The sequence below is a fragment of the Leptospira johnsonii genome, from assembly GCF_003112675.1.
In the GTDB taxonomy this organism is placed as follows: Bacteria; Spirochaetota; Leptospiria; order Leptospirales; family Leptospiraceae; genus Leptospira_B; species Leptospira_B johnsonii.
Genome location: NZ_BFAY01000011.1, coordinates 324,530 through 340,825, shown reverse-complemented (window position 1 = coordinate 340,825; position 16,296 = coordinate 324,530). Strand labels below are relative to the sequence as shown.

At 40.4% G+C, this 16,296-nt stretch carries 13 protein-coding genes; 4 read left to right on the top strand and 9 right to left on the bottom strand.

The genetic code is table 11. The features are described from left to right. Positions 1-16: 16 nt before the first annotated feature. Together LPTSP_RS10390 and LPTSP_RS10385 are read right to left on the bottom strand one after the other, a co-directional pair. A complete protein-coding gene (locus LPTSP_RS10390) occupies positions 17-2,002 on the bottom strand; it encodes a PP2C family protein-serine/threonine phosphatase (RefSeq protein WP_108928717.1) in 1,986 nt (661 codons plus the stop codon). 197 nt (positions 2,003-2,199) lie between these two features. Continuing rightward, a complete protein-coding gene (locus tag LPTSP_RS10385) occupies positions 2,200-4,272 on the bottom strand; it encodes a glycosyl hydrolase family 5 (protein WP_108928716.1) in 2,073 nt (690 codons plus the stop codon). 189 nt (positions 4,273-4,461) lie between these two features. Between LPTSP_RS10385 and LPTSP_RS10380 the strand changes: the two genes are divergently transcribed. After that, on the top strand, positions 4,462-4,962 hold the full coding sequence (locus LPTSP_RS10380) for an LIC10604 family protein (protein WP_108928715.1): 501 nt from the start codon (positions 4,462-4,464) through the stop codon (positions 4,960-4,962). Between the two features lie 235 nt (positions 4,963-5,197). Here the strand turns inward: LPTSP_RS10380 and LPTSP_RS10375 are convergent, their stop codons facing one another. The 3 genes from LPTSP_RS10375 to LPTSP_RS10365 are packed head-to-tail and all read right to left on the bottom strand — an operon-like array spanning position 5,198 to position 8,004. After that, positions 5,198-5,854 carry a class II aldolase/adducin family protein gene (locus LPTSP_RS10375; RefSeq protein WP_108928714.1) on the bottom strand — a complete coding sequence of 219 codons (657 nt, stop codon included), beginning with the start codon at positions 5,852-5,854 and terminating at the stop codon, positions 5,198-5,200. After that, positions 5,851-6,507, bottom strand: a complete 657-nt coding sequence (locus LPTSP_RS10370; protein WP_108928713.1) for a class II aldolase/adducin family protein — start codon at positions 6,505-6,507, stop codon at positions 5,851-5,853. The genes LPTSP_RS10375 and LPTSP_RS10370 overlap by 4 nt, the downstream gene beginning before the upstream one ends. A gap of 30 nt (positions 6,508-6,537) precedes the next feature. Further along, the gene (locus LPTSP_RS10365; protein WP_108928712.1) at positions 6,538-8,004 is read right to left on the bottom strand and encodes an aspartate aminotransferase family protein; all 1,467 of its coding nucleotides are present in this window, start codon (positions 8,002-8,004) and stop codon (positions 6,538-6,540) included. A 149-nt stretch (positions 8,005-8,153) separates the two neighbouring features. Between LPTSP_RS10365 and LPTSP_RS10360 the strand changes: the two genes are divergently transcribed. Further along, positions 8,154-8,816 (top strand): TetR/AcrR family transcriptional regulator, encoded by a 663-nt coding sequence (locus LPTSP_RS10360; RefSeq protein WP_108928711.1) that lies wholly within the window; start codon positions 8,154-8,156, stop codon positions 8,814-8,816. Between the two features lie 20 nt (positions 8,817-8,836). On the opposite strand, the gene LPTSP_RS10355 is transcribed toward LPTSP_RS10360, so the two are convergent. Next, positions 8,837-10,114 (bottom strand): LA_0442/LA_0875 N-terminal domain-containing protein, encoded by a 1,278-nt coding sequence (locus tag LPTSP_RS10355; RefSeq protein WP_108928710.1) that lies wholly within the window; start codon positions 10,112-10,114, stop codon positions 8,837-8,839. Between the two features lie 78 nt (positions 10,115-10,192). Then, a complete protein-coding gene (locus tag LPTSP_RS10350; RefSeq protein ID WP_439957007.1) occupies positions 10,193-11,497 on the bottom strand; it encodes an LA_0442/LA_0875 N-terminal domain-containing protein in 1,305 nt (434 codons plus the stop codon). 459 nt (positions 11,498-11,956) lie between these two features. Between LPTSP_RS10350 and LPTSP_RS19260 the strand changes: the two genes are divergently transcribed. Together LPTSP_RS19260 and dinB are read left to right on the top strand one after the other, a co-directional pair. Further along, positions 11,957-12,415: a ComF family protein gene (locus tag LPTSP_RS19260; protein WP_245915546.1), complete on the top strand. Its 459-nt coding sequence runs from the start codon at positions 11,957-11,959 to the stop codon at positions 12,413-12,415. Positions 12,416-12,457: 42 nt separating this feature from the next. Then, positions 12,458-13,561, top strand: a complete 1,104-nt coding sequence (dinB, locus tag LPTSP_RS10340; protein WP_108928708.1) for a DNA polymerase IV — start codon at positions 12,458-12,460, stop codon at positions 13,559-13,561. Between the two features lies 1 nt (position 13,562). Here dinB and LPTSP_RS10335 read toward each other — a convergent pair whose 3' ends face one another. Both LPTSP_RS10335 and LPTSP_RS10330 read right to left on the bottom strand, forming a co-directional pair. Then, a complete protein-coding gene (locus LPTSP_RS10335; protein ID WP_108928707.1) occupies positions 13,563-14,315 on the bottom strand; it encodes a hypothetical protein in 753 nt (250 codons plus the stop codon). A 107-nt stretch (positions 14,316-14,422) separates the two neighbouring features. After that, positions 14,423-16,288 (bottom strand): RecQ family ATP-dependent DNA helicase, encoded by a 1,866-nt coding sequence (locus LPTSP_RS10330; RefSeq protein WP_108928706.1) that lies wholly within the window; start codon positions 16,286-16,288, stop codon positions 14,423-14,425. Positions 16,289-16,296 lie beyond the last annotated feature (8 nt).

The window sequence follows — 16,296 nt, the reverse complement described above, 5'->3', positions numbered from 1 at the left end:
GTAGTCCGGCGATTAATCAGAATCCTTTCGATTTCAGATACTCGTCCAGTTTCCCTACAAGCGCACTTTCTCCATCTAACTCTTTTGCTTTTTCTAGCACGGATCTTGCGTCTTCAAATTTATTCAAAAGTCTATAATTGTCTGAAAGATTGATCAGGTTGGCTAGACGGTGAGGTTGAGTTTCCCGAACCTTCTCCGCAGCGTCAGCCGCACGTTGGAATTCCTTCAGATGTTTATAACATAAGGATAATAAGAACCAAATATTACGGGATTCCGGATCTAAGTTTAGATAACGTTCTAACCACTTGGAGGCTTTAGAGAATTCTTTTTTATCGTAATAGATCTGTCCGATCAGTCTTGCGGATTCTTTAAAATTTGGAGCTAAGTTCCAAGATAATTCGAGAAGTTCTAAGGCTATTGGTACTTCTTTTTTCGTTAAATGTTGTTTCGCTTGGTTGTACTTTGCTACTGCTTCGTTATATTTAGGATGTTCTGGGTCTATCAGTTCTTTATAACCTATACGTATGAGAGAAAGATCGTCTGCAATTGCGCCTACTCCGTGCAATTTCCCTGCAATCATGTCCAGATCTCCCTTGGAATCTTCTACAATACGAACAAACAAGTGTTCGTCCTCGTTCATCTTCCAGTTAATTCCATCTAAACTGATATTGATATCGTCTCTTCCGTCCGAACCTAAGAATAGAACGTCTCCAGGTTGCAGATAAGATTCATGAATTTTAATATTCGCTCCGAATGGAGATCCTAATTTCCATGCAGAAAGTTCAGGAGCCAGAAAAGAGGATCTATCGTCTCTGAACAACACAGGCCAAGGATGTTCTGCATTCAATATTAGTATCTTTCCTGTTTTATCATGGATCAATCCGAATATTGCGGAAGCCATCATAGTTCCGTCGAATGTTCTGAATATTTCGTCCAGTTCTCGGTGAGTTTGTAACATCCAGGTCTGTGGATCAGCCTCGATGACCTTTCCATGGCTTGCGGAACGAGTGAGAATATTGTTTACTGCAGTTCCAAGGACGATCGCTCCTCCCGCACCTTGAAGAGATTTTCCCATCGCGTCCCCGTTTAAGAAGAAGGTCCATTTTTCCTTCTCGGTTCCGAATAGAAGATTTCCGCTGATACAAATATCTCCGCCTAGCTCGGACTCTCTGTTCTTGAACGTGAACTTCTTCTTTTGTTCTATATAGAAGATAGTGCTCACATCTTGGGAAGTATTCCAGTTTGTCATGAGTGGTTTACTCAAGAGAGAAGTGAGATAATAATCTCCATCCTGTTGGACCTTCAGAGCTTGGATTTCCTCCATTCTCTTTGTGACTTCCATCGTTCTTTCGTCGACTTTTTGCTCTAAAGTGTTTGCGTATTCTTCTTCCACCGCGCCAATCCTGCGGAAGATCAGGATTACACTTCGGGTGATATAGGATACTACTGCTAAAAATACTAACTTTAAGGATTGTTCTGAAATAGATGCATATCCTGGAGAAATAACTTTGAGTTCGTCTTCAGTGAATTCAACTCCTCTGAAGATCGTATTTAGGATCACGAGTCCTTGTCCAACTACGCTGAAAATTCCTGAAAGTTTTGCGACTGTAGGTGATAATAATAATACTGAATACACTATGAAGATCATATTGATCGCGTATAGAATGATCTGGCGGATCACTCCGGATGCCATATTCCTGTCTGTCCAGGAGGCAACGAACATGACTACGGATAAAATTGTGATGTCGGCGAGTACGGAAACCTTGCCGACCATAGACGGTATTTTTCCATATTTCTTATTGCAATAATGATTATAATAGGCGTAACCAAGCATTGAGCCTGTACCGATCAGATACGCTGCATTTTGAACTGCAGAGCTCTGAGTCCAAGCGGCAGCGAGGGATAGCAGGAATAACCCCGCTAAACCGAATCGGATCCGGTTGATCGTCAGTGGACCGGAGGCTATAATTCTCTCCGTGATGAGTTCCTTTTTTTCTTCCATCCCTACTCGGCCTCTTTTGGAAATCGCCTTGGTATTTGGATTAGTGAATATATTTTTGAATGTATCATCTACAAATTTTTTACAGAATGTAGAGTAGTTGTAAAAATATAATCCCGCTTCCAAATACTTAAGACGAAAAAAATAAGAGAAAAGTAAGTGACTCCTTTAAAAACAATCTCGCAATTTAATACTTTCTTTCACTGTTCGGCCGGATAACCTCCATAAGTCATTTTGCCAGTAAAGTAAATCGGGCTCTTCTTTTCGTTTTGGATCCGAATATTCAGACCTGTTTGCAGAGTTTGTAATGCTTGGATATCAAACGTAGTACCCAATCCGTCTACTAAGAGAGCATAATGTATGCTCTCGTTCATATCTTCTTCAGGATCAAGATCGTCCCAAATTAATGCCAGATTTCCGGACCCGCTTTCTCGATTTCTATCATCAGTTAAGATTGCTTCGTTCGGTTCTTGTAGTAATGTTCCTGGGATTTGTTTGTTGTAGATACGTTTTTCAGTGATTAGAACTATATCATTTTTATTGAAATGAGGAGGTAGATAGATTTCCGTTGGAGCATCTGAGTTCCGTCCTTTCCAAACTACTAGAATAAATCTTTTATCTCCGAAGTATTTTGCTCCGTTCTGGACCGTTTTGATCGCGGCCCAAGCAAATACATTATTCCAAGTATCGTATCCAATCGCGTTATAGTGAGAGCTTATCGCTCTTCCTTGGATTCTTCTTACATATGCCCTTTGGATCACATGATAATCCATATTGAAGTTTGTTCCGTAATTTCCGATCACGGAGAAGTCTTCGTTATTCCAAGCATCTTTGCTCGTAATAAGTTTAGAATTGTTCCCATTCATATATTCGTTATGTTTATCGTAATAGTAATCCCAATGCCATTGGGTCCCGGATACGATTGGATTATAGAAGTCTGCGAACCTTGTCTTAATCGTCAGAGCCTTATCTGAGATCTCCATAGCTTGGTAGACTGCATTGATCATTCTAGGCGTATCTTTCGCTCCCACACCTTTTAACCACATTCCGAATTCACTTAAGAAAGACGGAATATTCAAGAATCTTGCTTCATTTCTGATCTCATCCAGGTATTTGAAATATGTGGCATTGTCTATCCCGGTTAGATCTGTTCCCATTCTTCCTGCATCATAAAAGTGGGAATTGAACGCAAACCCTTCTCCTGGCAAAGTGGTCAAGTGCCCGCCACCGGTTGCAGGAGCTACCACTCCTGCGTTTGTGTTCCAAAATACCAATGGTTCTGCGAATACTAGCTTATTCTGCCATCCGTTTTGTGTAAGTGTTTCGCGTACCTTTCTGTAAAAAGGCCAAAGCTTTTGGTTGTCCCATTGTGCAGGGTTTAAACCTTCCATTCCTCCGTCCACAGGCTCATTGAATGGGTCCAATCCTACTATATAATCGAATTCTTCTGAACTTAACTTTTCTTTAATATAGGCGGCCGTCATTCCGATTTGCCAAAGATATTCCGTTTGAACGTATCTTGTTCCGGAAGAAGTAGAAATAGAGGCATTATTCCAGAAATTACGGAAACCTCTGCGGACTGCCTCGTTAGTAAGATTATTTTGGCTCCAATTCGCACAGATAATCCCGCAATATTCGGAAGGATACGAACTTCCGGAGATAATCCAAGAGGGAGCGCCATTTCCGGTATGCCAGGAATTTTTGTTAAATAAATGTCTGGAATAAAGATCTTGGTGATAATCGAGTAGGATATACATCTTTTTGGAGATCGCCTTTTTCATTTGAGAAATGATCGCATCCAAATAGGAATAATTGATCGTGTTCACCGAAGGATGAGTTCCTTCCCAAGCGATTGTAAATCTGATCATATTAGAACCGGTGGTCTTACCTAATCTGTTAAACGCAGTCTCCGCATCCGAATCGTTTGCAAAAGGTTTGAAACCATGTTGAACAAGTTTTACATTCCCGGAGATATTGAATCCACGGAAAGATACTTCTCTTCCTAGACCGTCTAAGAATATTTTATCAGTGACCCCGTTATAAGTTTTATCTCCAACTAAGATCTTCCGCTCTAATTCATTGTTTGTATATTCCAGGCTATGTGTACTGGATACATTCGGATTGGATTCCAAAATGGAATATGCGGACCCTGAATTCGGATTTTGCCCGTTCCCAAGCAAGCCGAGCAGTTCCGGAGATATATTTTTTTCCGCACTGCAAGCGAAAATGCAGAAAGCACCAAGGCCAAGTATATATTTTTGTATTCTCTTCATCGGCGAGCAAGATAGTTATCTCGTCCAGAGATCCAAGTCTTATTTTATGAAACGGAAATTTATAGACTTTCTATATTTATTATTTCAAGAAATAACTGTACTCTAATTAAGTTTTTTGAAATTGCTTTATAATTGAAGAAGTTAGTGACTACTTATATTTCACTTAATCAAAATGAAGGGAGAAGATAGATGAAAATCGTTTGGATCATCTTACTTGGCTTGGTCGGTCTTATAGTTTTGCTTGTGCTTTCTGGATATTTGCTTCCGAAAGATCATATTGCAAGTGTGGAGAAAGATTTTTCTTCTTCTCCTGAAAGTATATATAAGATCATTCGTAATGTTCGTGAGTATAAAGATTGGAGAAGCGGTCTAAAATCTGTAGAATTAGAGTCGGATACGATTTGGATGGAGTCGGATTCTCACGGAAATACTATCCGTTTTGGGATCATAGAAGAACGTTCTCCGAATTATTTGAAGACTAAAATCCTAAGCGAAGATTTACCTTTTGGCGGAGGTTGGGAATTCGAGATCAATCCGAATGCTCCGAATACTAAACTGAAAATTACTGAAAAAGGTTTCGTGACAAATCCTCTATTTAGAGTTCTTTCTAAATTTGTATTCGGTCACGATGCTACTATGAAAACATATTTGGAAGATCTTAGTAAGAGGTTAGAGTCGGCAGGGAAGTGAGTGAAAAATGGGAGCCACTAAAAGAATGGAACTGAATTGTAAATGAAAGTTTTTGCTCTGCTTTTGTTGGAATTCCAACAAGGTGAGGATGGTAAATTTTAGTTGTGAAAGATTCTTTCTTGTGATAATGGGATGGAGAGTGTAAAAATTTCCACCGCTACGCTCCGGCCCCCACCCAGAAGAGGGCGGGGCCTCCCTCAAACAAATTCAGATCTTCAGTAGATCCAAGAATCCTCTATCCTCGGTTCTTCTCTGCTTGCTTAGAATATTTTCTTTGATAAACAAATCGAATTGCTTCCGCTTCTAGCCAAGGAACCGGTTTCCCCCCGCCTAGAATTCGAGATTCTACAAAGGCTTTGCTTGCTTTTTCCAAAACCATACAGACTGCATGAGCATCATCTAAACTTTTATGAGCGCATAATGCTCCGGAGTTTTGAAGGTATACTGCGTTTCTTCTTCCTATGGCCGAGACAATTTTTTTCAGACCTTTCTCGTCGCTTGAGTTAGGCACTACTTTTGCGTTAGGTCCTACAATTTGAGCCATATCATCCAAGTAAGGGCGAACAGTTTCTCCTGCCATAGAACAGGTCATCACGTTCTCCTGGGTAGAATGAAAGATAACGCTGAATTCGGGTCTTGCTAAATAAAGAGAAAGATGTTGCGCAGCTTCATCAGGAATGTCTTTTGGAAAGATCTGATTTCCTTCCAAAGGAATCTCCAGAAGAGCATTCTTTGTTTTTTTACCGAGCGTATTTAGATCCGCTTTTTTGGGAGTGATCCAAATGCTCTTTCCGATCTTAACGCTGGCACATCCGTTCTTAGCTAAAATTCCTTCCTTCACTAATTGAGGGAGAAATTTTTGAAGATCTATCGGACTGTCTGGAGCTTTCATGCCGTTTTCACCAGTCCATAGTTTTTGAGATACCAAGAGCGGATAGAATCCCTGTCTCCTTTTTTGTAACCGGAAACTTTTAGGAATTCTTTCTCTATAAATAGTTGGCAGACTCTTTCTAACTCGAGTGCGACTTGGAAAGCGTCTTCCATGTCTTTCCCCACGCAAAGAGTTCCGTGGTTTGCTAAAAGTACTGCTTTACTTCCTGATCTATCTAAAGCATTGATAGCCATTCGGATCAGTTTTTTAGTTCCGGGAAGAGAATAGTCAGTACAAAGCACCGGGCCTCCGATAATCTTTTTCATCTGAGGATTTAGGACGGGAACATCTTTTCTCGCAGCCGCTACCACCGCAGCTTGTAATTGGTGAGTATGGATTACTGCACCTATAGTCGGGCGAAGTTTGTAAGCCGCTGAGTGAAGTCCTTTCTCATAAGAAGGTTTGATCTTTCCGATATGAGTTAGATCATGGATGTTTACTTGAACGATCTCTTCCGGCGTTAGATCATCATAAGTTCTACCGGTAGGAGTGATCGCAAAATAATTCTCATCGATACGTTGGCTGATATTTCCCCAAGTTCTTGCAATCAGACCCGACTTAAGAAGTCGGATCCCTGCATCTCGAACGGTTCTTTTGGCCTTATCTATTTCCATGTTCTTCTCCTATTCAGCAGACTTTAAGAGTTATACACCTTCGACTTTTTGGAAAACTCTTTCGAATCTTTTTAATGCATCGTCAATTACTGCATCGGTATCCGCAGCACTTGTATACAAGCGGCTTCCTGCTAACGTAACGATACCTTCTGCCATATAAGCTGCGCCCATTTCTTCCATTGCTTTTTTCCGAGTATGAGCTTCTTTGATCGTAGACTTGATCTTCCAGAATTTTTTGACATCGATCTCTAAAAGCATAGTACCAACTGTTTCCAAATGGCAGATAGATCCTTGGTTGAAAGCCACGAAAGGTAGATTATACTTCTTAATCAGCTTTTGTAAACCAGCAGTGATCCTATCTCCTGCTTTTCCTGCTTTTTCACAGGCCTTTTGTTTTTCGATCTCTAACAGAGTATAATAACCTGCGGCAGAGCTAAGAGGGTTGGCGGCCATGGTTCCACCGATAAGAGCCTTTTTCACGCCGGTTTGGAGTCCTGCGGAAAGATACTTCATGTATTCTTTCTTTCCACCTAATCCGCCCGCGGATGGATAACCGCCTGCAACCACTTTACCGAATACGGTTAGATCCGGAGTGACTCCGTAATAACCTTGTGCTCCGCTTAGACCTATACGGAATGCAGTAACAACTTCATCAAAAATCATTAATGCTCCGTATTTGTCGCAAAGCTCTCTGACTCCTTTATTGAAGTCCATATCTATAGGGCGAGTTCCACTTTCCGGTCCTATCGGTTCCAGGATAACTGCAGCAGTGCCGCCTCTCCAACGGTTTCGTTTTAAGGTTCTTTCTAATGCGTTTAGATCGTTCGGATAGAATTCTTGGGTATATTTGAAAACATGTTTAGGAATTCCGTGTGACTCGAAATGTCTTGTGCCTGGAAGACGAAGTCCATAAGCAAGCTGATCGCTCCAACCGTGATACGCACCGCCCATCTTAACTATATTTTTCTTTTTGGTAGCAAGTCTTGCGACACGGATGGATGCCATACAAGCTTCCGTTCCGGATCCTAACATACGGAACATCTGTACAGAAGGCATATGTTCCACAATCTTCTCCGCAAGTCTTAACTCGTATTCATGGAATAAGCCGGTCACTGGTCCAGTGGTTTCCAGAAGTTGGACAACCTTCTTACGAATATTACTTGGATTACTTCCTAAAACTGTAGGACCTCCAGCTTGTAAGAAATCTATGTATTTGTTCCCGTCTAGATCGTATAAATGCGCTCCAGAAGCCTTGGTGAAAACGAGAGGGAAGGGATAATTAAATGCAAGGTTATGTTGCACTCCGCCAGGAATATACTCGGAGGCTTCCGCGATCATGGATTTGGATTTAGCACATTTCTTTTCAAAATATTCTTGAAGGTACTTCTCCATTTCATTCTTCTTAATGGACCGAATTGGCTGGCGAATCAGGTCATGAAGTTGTTTATAAACCCCTTTTACGTCTGGGTATTGGGTAATTGCGAAGCCGGTAGACATATCTTTTTCCTTTTTTTACGGAATATAGGTTGACAGTGAGTGAATACTCACTCACTGTCAACTAGAAAATATAGAAAAGAAGCTCCCGGGAAAATTTTCCGTATTCCGTAGCTTAGGAACCGCTCAGGTAGTAAAAATAGGGAAGTACTGTGGCTGAATTTACCGCTTCAAAATACAATAGAGATACTTTCGATAAGATCCCGGAAGAAAAAAGGACCAGAATACTTTCCGTAGCGATCGCAGAATTTGCAAACCGAGGTTTCAATAATGCGAACACTAATATTATAGCGAAGAAGGCTGGCATCAGCGTCGGGTCCCTATACAAATACTTTAATACGAAAGAGGATTTTTTTCTCACCGCTGTCGGTTACGGGATCCATCAGTTGGAAAAAACTTTGGAAGAAGTCTTAAGTGAAGAAAGCGATCTTTTTGGCAAGATTGAAAGAATATTAAGAATTATCCAAAAACATTCCAGAGAGAATCGAGATATCATTCGTTTATACAATGAGATCACCGCAGAGGGAAATTCTGAACTGATCCGAGGGCTCTCTTCGGATATGGAGAGTGTTTCTGCTAAGGTATATACTTCCTTATTGGCAGAAGCGAAAAAGTCCGGATCTGTCGGCAAAGAAGTGGACGAGAAAATTTTCGCCTTCTGCATAGATAACCTTTTTATGATACTTCAATTCTCTTATGCGACCGAATACTATCGAGAAAGAATGAAAGTTTATCTCGGAAAGGACTTCGAGAACGATGAGAAGGTTATCAAAGGAATGATGTCTTTTATTAGAAGGGCGCTGGAGAAGAAGTAGCCCTTGCAGATTTGTCCGACTTATTGGGACACAAACTCAAATCGTTTCATTACTCCAAGTTCCAAAATGGCCGATCTACTTTCAGAATTGACCGTCTTTCCTACTGCTTCCATTAACTTTTGTTGTATTAGATACGCACCAGGGTTACTTAAATCCACTCCGATCAGCCCATCCTTGGACGAAAAAGTGCTTTGGAAATACGAATTCAGACTGTATTTCCACTCATAAAATTGGAATCCTGCGTAAACCGAAATTGTAGGAGTGACTCTATAAACCAATCGATAGAGAAGATGGAAACCCTGTGCATCCCAAGAGATATTCTGTCCTTGTTTAATAAATGCTACCTGGGACAGATTTGTAGGAGCAAGAGAGGATAATATACTTCCGTTCTGACTACCGGACAAATTCAGATTATGATATTCTAATCTGTTTTCCCATCTTTCTCCCAAACGGATGGTTGCTTTTAATCCGATCGTATATCCTTTAAGTGTTTCATTAAAATTCATTACACCTTGAGAATACAGATACAATCCGCTATCTATATAATAGGATGTGGATAAATTCGTATCTTGAGATTGTCCCCAGAAGTATTGGTATCCGATCGTGGGCCTTAAATCGAATCTTTCGTTTGTAAACGCGAGGAAGGACAATTCATTTTTCAAAGAACTCTGTCTTTCCGGAAAGCTTCCGTTGCTATAGATCATTCCGCTTGCATAAGAATGGCTATTATATGTGCTCCTATTCCCAAGATAAGATCCGGTAATTCCTCCCGACCATCTTTTCCAAGTGTAGATTGCTCCATAAGTTTCGGATAATTCAGGGGAATGTGTAGGCTTATCGATTACTGTAGGAAGTGTTCCGGAAGCTAGTCCGACTTTGTTTTGGATCTGCACCGGTAGTCCTTGGGTTTCGGGAGAATATCTTCCTGCTCCTAAACCGATATGGACTTCTAAATCGTTTCGTTTCAGTTGGTCTATACGAAAATTTACGACAGGCTTCGGAACTTCCGCTAGGATAGGAGAAGTAGTTTGTTCCGCTTGGAATTGCTTTTTCTCTTCCTCTTTGGGGAGTTTTACAGGTTCGTTGAAGCTTACAGTATTGATCTCGAACTTATTTAACTGGATCGTTTTTCCTTCGGAAGTTTTGATCAAAATGTTTGTTGCGGTCTGTTGTAATATTTCAGCACGAATAATCTGACCATTCTTAAGATAGATGGTCTTCATTTCTGCAAATAAGGAAGCGATTGGTATAAGCAGGAAAATGAATAATAGAAAGGACCTGAAAGGATACAATTTCATTTTCAACGCATTCTGTATCTCAAAAGGTCCGAGGCAATGATTTAATATTATAAATCTGAATTTGTAAATAAATTATGCTTATTGAGATAACTCGAATCTTTTCATCACTCCAAATTCTAAGGAAGAAGCTCTGCTGGTAGCAGGTGTGGATTTTGCTGTAGTTTCTATCAAAATATTGCTGAGAATGACCACATCTAATGTGGGAGGCGATGTTATATCTCCTAATCCTTGGAATCTCTGACCTATTGAATTCACCGAATATTTCCATTCGAATAGTTGGATCCCTACCCAGAAAGAAATGGTAGGGGTCCATCGATAGAATAGTTTATTAGAAAAATTAAATCCTTTTGCTGTCCATGTTGTAGTTAGATCGGTTCGGTAATAATCAAAGAAAGAAGCATCCGTAGTAACTGTTGTTCCTACAGTGGCAGCATACTGGGCTCCGGTGAGAGATAGATAGTGAAGTTCGATCCGATCCTCCCATCTTTCCCCTAAGCGAATTGTCGTTTTGACTCCGATCGAAGGTCCTTTTAAGATCTCCAGAATATTATAATTAAATTTCATTACATCGAATAATGAGTTCGCAAAGTAATCGTTAGCTGTGGTACTATTATCTTCCGTTTTTCCCCAGAATTGGGAATATCCGAAACTGGGTCTTATATCAACTCTCTGATTACTAAAGGCTAGATAGGAAACGTCCAATTTCAAAGAATTTTGTTTTTCAGGAAACGTTCCTTTAAATTCCTGAAGAGAAGAATTTCCTCCATACACAGTCATTCTTTCCGAAGTCTTTCCGCCGAAATGATTGCCGGTTAATCCGAATGCGAATTTTTTCCAATAATAGATCAATCCCATGCTATAAGCAAGGCCTCGTTTATATAAAGGATCATCTACCTGAGTAGGGACGCCATTTAGGGCGTTTATCTTTGCGCTAGCATGATCGAAATAAGATTCCGTAGGAGGGCGGTAAGTCCCAAGGCCTGCGCCGAAATATAATTCTAGATCTTTTCTTTTAATTTGGTCGATTGCATAAGGGCTTGCACCTTTATCTATTTCTGGTTCGGATTTTTTGGTAGGTTCAGGAGTTGGAGGAGGAGGCTCTTCGACAACTGCAGTCTGTTGTTTTATCTTTTCTTCCGATTCCTTTTTTTCTTGGACTGTGGGTTCTTTGTAGCTGACTCTTTGGATATCCTTTTTGTTGAGTTGTTTGACCTTTCCATCTTCCATCTTGATCTGCATTGTAGTCGCAGTCTGCTGGATCACTTCTCCGCGTAATATCTGTCCGCTCCTGAGATAGATGGTCTGCTGTTCCGCAAAGAGAACAGTTATAGGCAAAGATAATAAAAGGATTAATAAGCAGATTCTTATATTGGGACTTCCCATACCGTAGTCTATTAGAACGAACGTTTGTTTAATGGGCAATAATTTATTAAATTAAGATAAATAAAAGATGTTCTAAACTCAGGATCCTTCGGCAGGGGAGAAGGTTGGAATGCACTGGTTGGATTTCTGGGATCACCCTAATTAGGGAAAAATGCACGCAGCGTAGTCCATCCTGCACCCGCCTATTTTATGAGATCTTTATTCTTTCTCCGACTCTTGGATTTTTTCTTTCCTTTGCTTTGCGGAATTTGCGGCAGAGAAGACTTCTTCTCCTTAAAAATCGGTCTCTGCAAAAGATGTACCTACGTTTCTCGGACTTCCAAGCCTTCGTTTAGATGTAATGTATGTTCGTCTCCTTTATCGGATGTATCTAATGTTTGCGGATTTTGCGATTCCAGAAATATATTTTTCGATCAGGAGTTTAGTCTTAGGGATAGAAATGATCTTTTGGGAGAATTATTGAACAAACTGAAATCGAATCATGAATATCCTGTTTCTATTTTTCTTTCCTTGGGGATTAGAAAGATCTTAAGGAAGCTCAAGACCTTGGATCTGGATGCTTGTATCCTTCTTCCTAGTTATTCTAAAAATAAAATTATCAATCCGGTTCTCAGGCCATTTTCTCCGAGTAGCAGATTGTATGAAGAAACAAAGAGGATATTAAAAATTCCTTTAATAAGTCCTCTAACAAAGATAAGTCCGGAAAAACAGGCGGGCAAAAGTTTTTCGGAAAGATTCTTTCACGCCTATTCTGCTTGGGAAATCAAATCGAAATGGAAGGGGCGTTGTCCTTCTAAGATATTATTGTTAGACGATGTTTTTACTACCGGGGCAAGTGTAAACGAAGCAAGCAGGATCTTAAAAAAGAATGGTACAAAGTCGGTCTATGTTTTAACGTATCTTAGGGTCTCGGATTAAACTTGACTAATCTATATATCCGTTTAGTATAGATAACAGGAAATGATTCGAAAGATTCTACATGTGGATATGGATGCGTTTTATGCTTCCGTAGAACAAAGGGATAATCCGGCTTATCGGGGTAAACCTATCATTGTTGGAGGTCCCCCGGATTCCAGAGGAGTTGTTTGTGCCGCAAGTTACGAGGCTAGAAAGTTCGGAGTTCGTTCCGCAATGCCTTGTTCCCAGGCGGCAAGACTTTGTCCTTCCGGCATCTTTGTAACTCCTCGTTTCGAAGCATACAGAAAAGTATCATCCAAGATCAGAGAGATCTTTCTAGAATACACAGACCTTGTGGAAATGCTTTCCTTGGATGAGGCATTTTTAGACGTCACTCAAAATAAGAAAAATATCCCATACGCAAGTCAGGTCGCAAAAGAGATCAGAGAAAAAATTTTCGAAGAAACGCAGTTAACCGCATCCGCAGGAGTTTCCATCAATAAGTTTTTAGCTAAGATCGCCACCGACCAAAACAAGCCAAACGGAATGACGATTGTTCGTCCTGAACAAGCCGAACAATTTATAGACTCTTTGGATGTCTCAGTATTTCCCGGGATCGGAAAAGTTACATTAAAAAAAATGCATGCACTTGGGATAAAAAAAGGAAAAGATCTAAAGGCAAAAAGTCTGGAGATATTGGATCAAAATTTCGGAAAATCAGGTCGTTGGTTCTATGCGGTATGCAGAGGTTTAGACGATAGACAGGTAGAACCTTATAGAGAAAGAAAATCCTTAGGGGCAGAATCCACTTTTCAAAAAGATCTAGAAAATAGTACCGACATATTTAGAGAACTCTCGGATATCGCGGAGGAATTGGAAAGAAGGCTACTGCAAAAACCTTTTCCGGGAAAAACGATCACTCTTAAGGTCAAATTTTCCGACTTCACGCTGAAGACTAGAAGTCTTACCGAAGATTATTCCTTTCTAGATAAAAACGAATTGTATCGGATCGGATCCAAACTTTTGGAAGAATTCATATTAGGATCCGGTAAATCAATTTTTCCGATCCGACTTTTGGGGCTAAGTCTCTCTCATCCGGAAGCTTCTTCTAAAAATTCCCAGATCAAGTCGGAAGACGAAGAAGATCTATTTCCTTCTTTATTTTGAATTATTTAGAAGCGTCTCCAGTGTCTATCCCGGAAGGCACCAAATTAGCGATTCCCTGTCTGAGATTCGCCCATTCTTGCCTGCATTTTTTATCTGCATCCTTCTCTTCGTTATAATGTAACATGGATCTTCCTGCAGCTAGTCCTGCTAGTTTAGAATTATCGAATATCTTCCAGGCAATACTTAATATAAACAAACCAACGAATGGAAGTGCGATCTTTAAGATCCCATGATGTTTGGAGTCCATAATGGAACCCAAAAAAGTGCAGATGGAGCCGATGCTGAATAGATACCAACCAATATAAAAATAATCTTCCGCGATCTCGGAAGCGTTATTGATCATGTATCTGCAAAAAGATCCATCCATCTCGACTAATTCCTTTTTTCCGGAAGGGAGCAGATTTTCAATAAACGGTTTTTCCAGTCTGGATTTTCCCAAGTAAGGTTGGATCTCTAAGAATAGATTGATCCCAAGATACAACATCCCGATAAAGAAGAGTATAAAAAAAGGTCTGTATAACAGTTTGGTCCTTTCTGTGGATCTATAGAGTTCCAACTCGGATTCCGGAACTCCCATCTTCTTTGAGATCCTATCTTTGTATTGTTGGAAGGCAAGGTTATCCATAAAGGGAATATAATCTGTGGCGGGAAGGGAATCCTTTGTTTCTTTACTTTGGAGCCAAACGTTTACTTCGTTTAAAGCTTTGGTTTTCGAGACTTTGAAATACGGAAAAATAAGACGGATCAGAAACATATTGTTTTCCTAATGTATAAAATCGGAAGAGATGGATTGGCTGGACAGATTAGAAAATCTTCAGGTTGTATGCAAGGCGATTTTTAGAATAGAAGACAATAAGAAGGTTAAAACTTCTCTAAAATAGCTAAAATTTCTTTCCCATATTGTCTAACTTTGGCTTCTCCAATCCCTTTGATCGCCATTAGATCTTCCAGGCTTTCCGGTTTTTGGGAGACGATCCTGACTAGCACAGGATTCTGAAGCACCATAAACTTTTTCCATTTATTACGTCTTGCGATCCTGTCCCGGAAATTTTTGAGTTCGTTCAGGATGAGTCTGTCCCCGCTAAGTTGTACTTTTTTGCGCGGTTTTTCCGGATCGTCGGAAGTTACTTTAGGTTTTCCGAATGCAGTCAGATAAATTTTCGGATATTTATCCCCTTTGATGGAAAGTTTTTTGGCCTTCTGCCAATCCTCCAAAAGTTTTAGAATGGATTCTTCGGGAACATGTTTTAAGGAAGAATAATATTCGGATTTGTCCAATCTTCTGCGAAGTATATCCTTGGACTTTGCTCCTCTTAATGTTCCTGCGATGATCTTTTTCCCGAATTTTGCCGGATATTCAGAGATCAATCCTTCTATAGATCTGATCTCGTCTGCATCGAAGATATGGGATTCTTTTTCCTTCTTCTTCTCCGCTTTTAATCTTTCCCTTTCCGTATAGGCAAGCCTTGCAGAATGAGAGGTTGTGGAGTCCGCACAAGTATCGCAGGATCCGCAGCTGGAGATTTCTTCTCCGAAATAATCACATAAGATCTTTTGTCTACAGTCCGGAGAGCTTACGTAGGATTTTACGTGAGAGAGTAATGTCTCTCCTCCCTTGTAATTTGCTTCTTTGGATAAAAGGAAACTTTGGACGCTCAAGTCGCCAGGTAAGAAGAATAATACACAATCCGAATTTTTACCGTCTCTTCCCGCTCTTCCTGCTTCTTGGTAATAACTTTCCAGAGAAGAAGGTACCTGGTAGTGAAGGACCAACCGTACATTCGGACTATCCAATCCCATTCCAAATGCGTTTGTGGCTACGAGTATATTCGTTTTTCCGGATGTATAACCTTCCTGCGTTTTTTCTCTGCTGGAGTCGGTTCTTCCTGCGTGATATTTGCCTACTTTATATCCGGATTTGCGGAGAAGTTCGTAAATTTCATCCACTTTGGCCCTGGTTGAACAATATATGATCGCCTTGCCTGAGACTGATTTTTGAAAATTACCCTTTTCTAATATTTCTAAAAGTAGATTTTCTTTTTCTCTCTCCGAGTCTGGATATACAACGGAGAATTTTAAATTCTCTCTCACATAGGTGCCTTGCACATGTAAAGGGAATTTTAATCCTAAACTATCGGAGATATCTTTTTTGACTCTGTCTGTTGCTGTAGCGGTGAGCGCTACCCAAGGAGTTCCTTCTTGTAAATAAGAACGTAATGTATGAAGCTTTCTGTATTCAGGACGGAAATCGTGTCCCCATTGAGAGACACAATGTGCCTCGTCCACTGCCATCAAACTTACCGGGAGTTTTGGAAGCAGATTTAAAAAGGATCGAGAGACTGCACGTTCAGGAGAAATATATAATATTCTAATCTTACCCGTGGCCGCGGAAGATAATACTCTGACTTGTTCTAGATCGTCCTGAGTCGAATTACAAAAAGCAGCTTGGATACCTCTCGCTTTTAAACCGTCCACTTGGTCTTTCATAAGAGCGATCAACGGTGAGATTACGATCGTAAGAGAATTGGATTCAGCGAAAGAAGGTAATTGATAGATCAGCGATTTTCCGCCACCAGTAGGAAGAATAGCGAGCACGTCCTTTCTTCCTAGCAGAGCTTGGATTGCTTCCCATTGGCCCTGCCTGAATTGCGAAAAACCGAAATGGGTATGTAGGATCTTTTTCCAATCCTCTATCGAAGAGGAGACTGTTCCAGTGTTTGCAGACAAGTTGAAAC

Coding starts and splice junctions, on each gene's coding strand:
- dinB (WP_108928708.1), top strand. CDS start 12,458: ATGATTCGAAAGATTCTACATGTGGATATGGATGCGTTTTATGCTTCC.
- LPTSP_RS10335 (WP_108928707.1), bottom strand. CDS start 14,315: ATGTTTCTGATCCGTCTTATTTTTCCGTATTTCAAAGTCTCGAAAACC.
- LPTSP_RS10380 (WP_108928715.1), top strand. CDS start 4,462: ATGAAAATCGTTTGGATCATCTTACTTGGCTTGGTCGGTCTTATAGTT.
- LPTSP_RS10375 (WP_108928714.1), bottom strand. CDS start 5,854: ATGAAAGCTCCAGACAGTCCGATAGATCTTCAAAAATTTCTCCCTCAA.
- LPTSP_RS10370 (WP_108928713.1), bottom strand. CDS start 6,507: ATGGAAATAGATAAGGCCAAAAGAACCGTTCGAGATGCAGGGATCCGA.
- LPTSP_RS10390 (WP_108928717.1), bottom strand. CDS start 2,002: ATGGAAGAAAAAAAGGAACTCATCACGGAGAGAATTATAGCCTCCGGT.
- LPTSP_RS10365 (WP_108928712.1), bottom strand. CDS start 8,004: ATGTCTACCGGCTTCGCAATTACCCAATACCCAGACGTAAAAGGGGTT.
- LPTSP_RS10385 (WP_108928716.1), bottom strand. CDS start 4,272: ATGAAGAGAATACAAAAATATATACTTGGCCTTGGTGCTTTCTGCATT.
- LPTSP_RS10355 (WP_108928710.1), bottom strand. CDS start 10,114: ATGAAATTGTATCCTTTCAGGTCCTTTCTATTATTCATTTTCCTGCTT.
- LPTSP_RS10350 (WP_439957007.1), bottom strand. CDS start 11,497: ATGGGAAGTCCCAATATAAGAATCTGCTTATTAATCCTTTTATTATCT.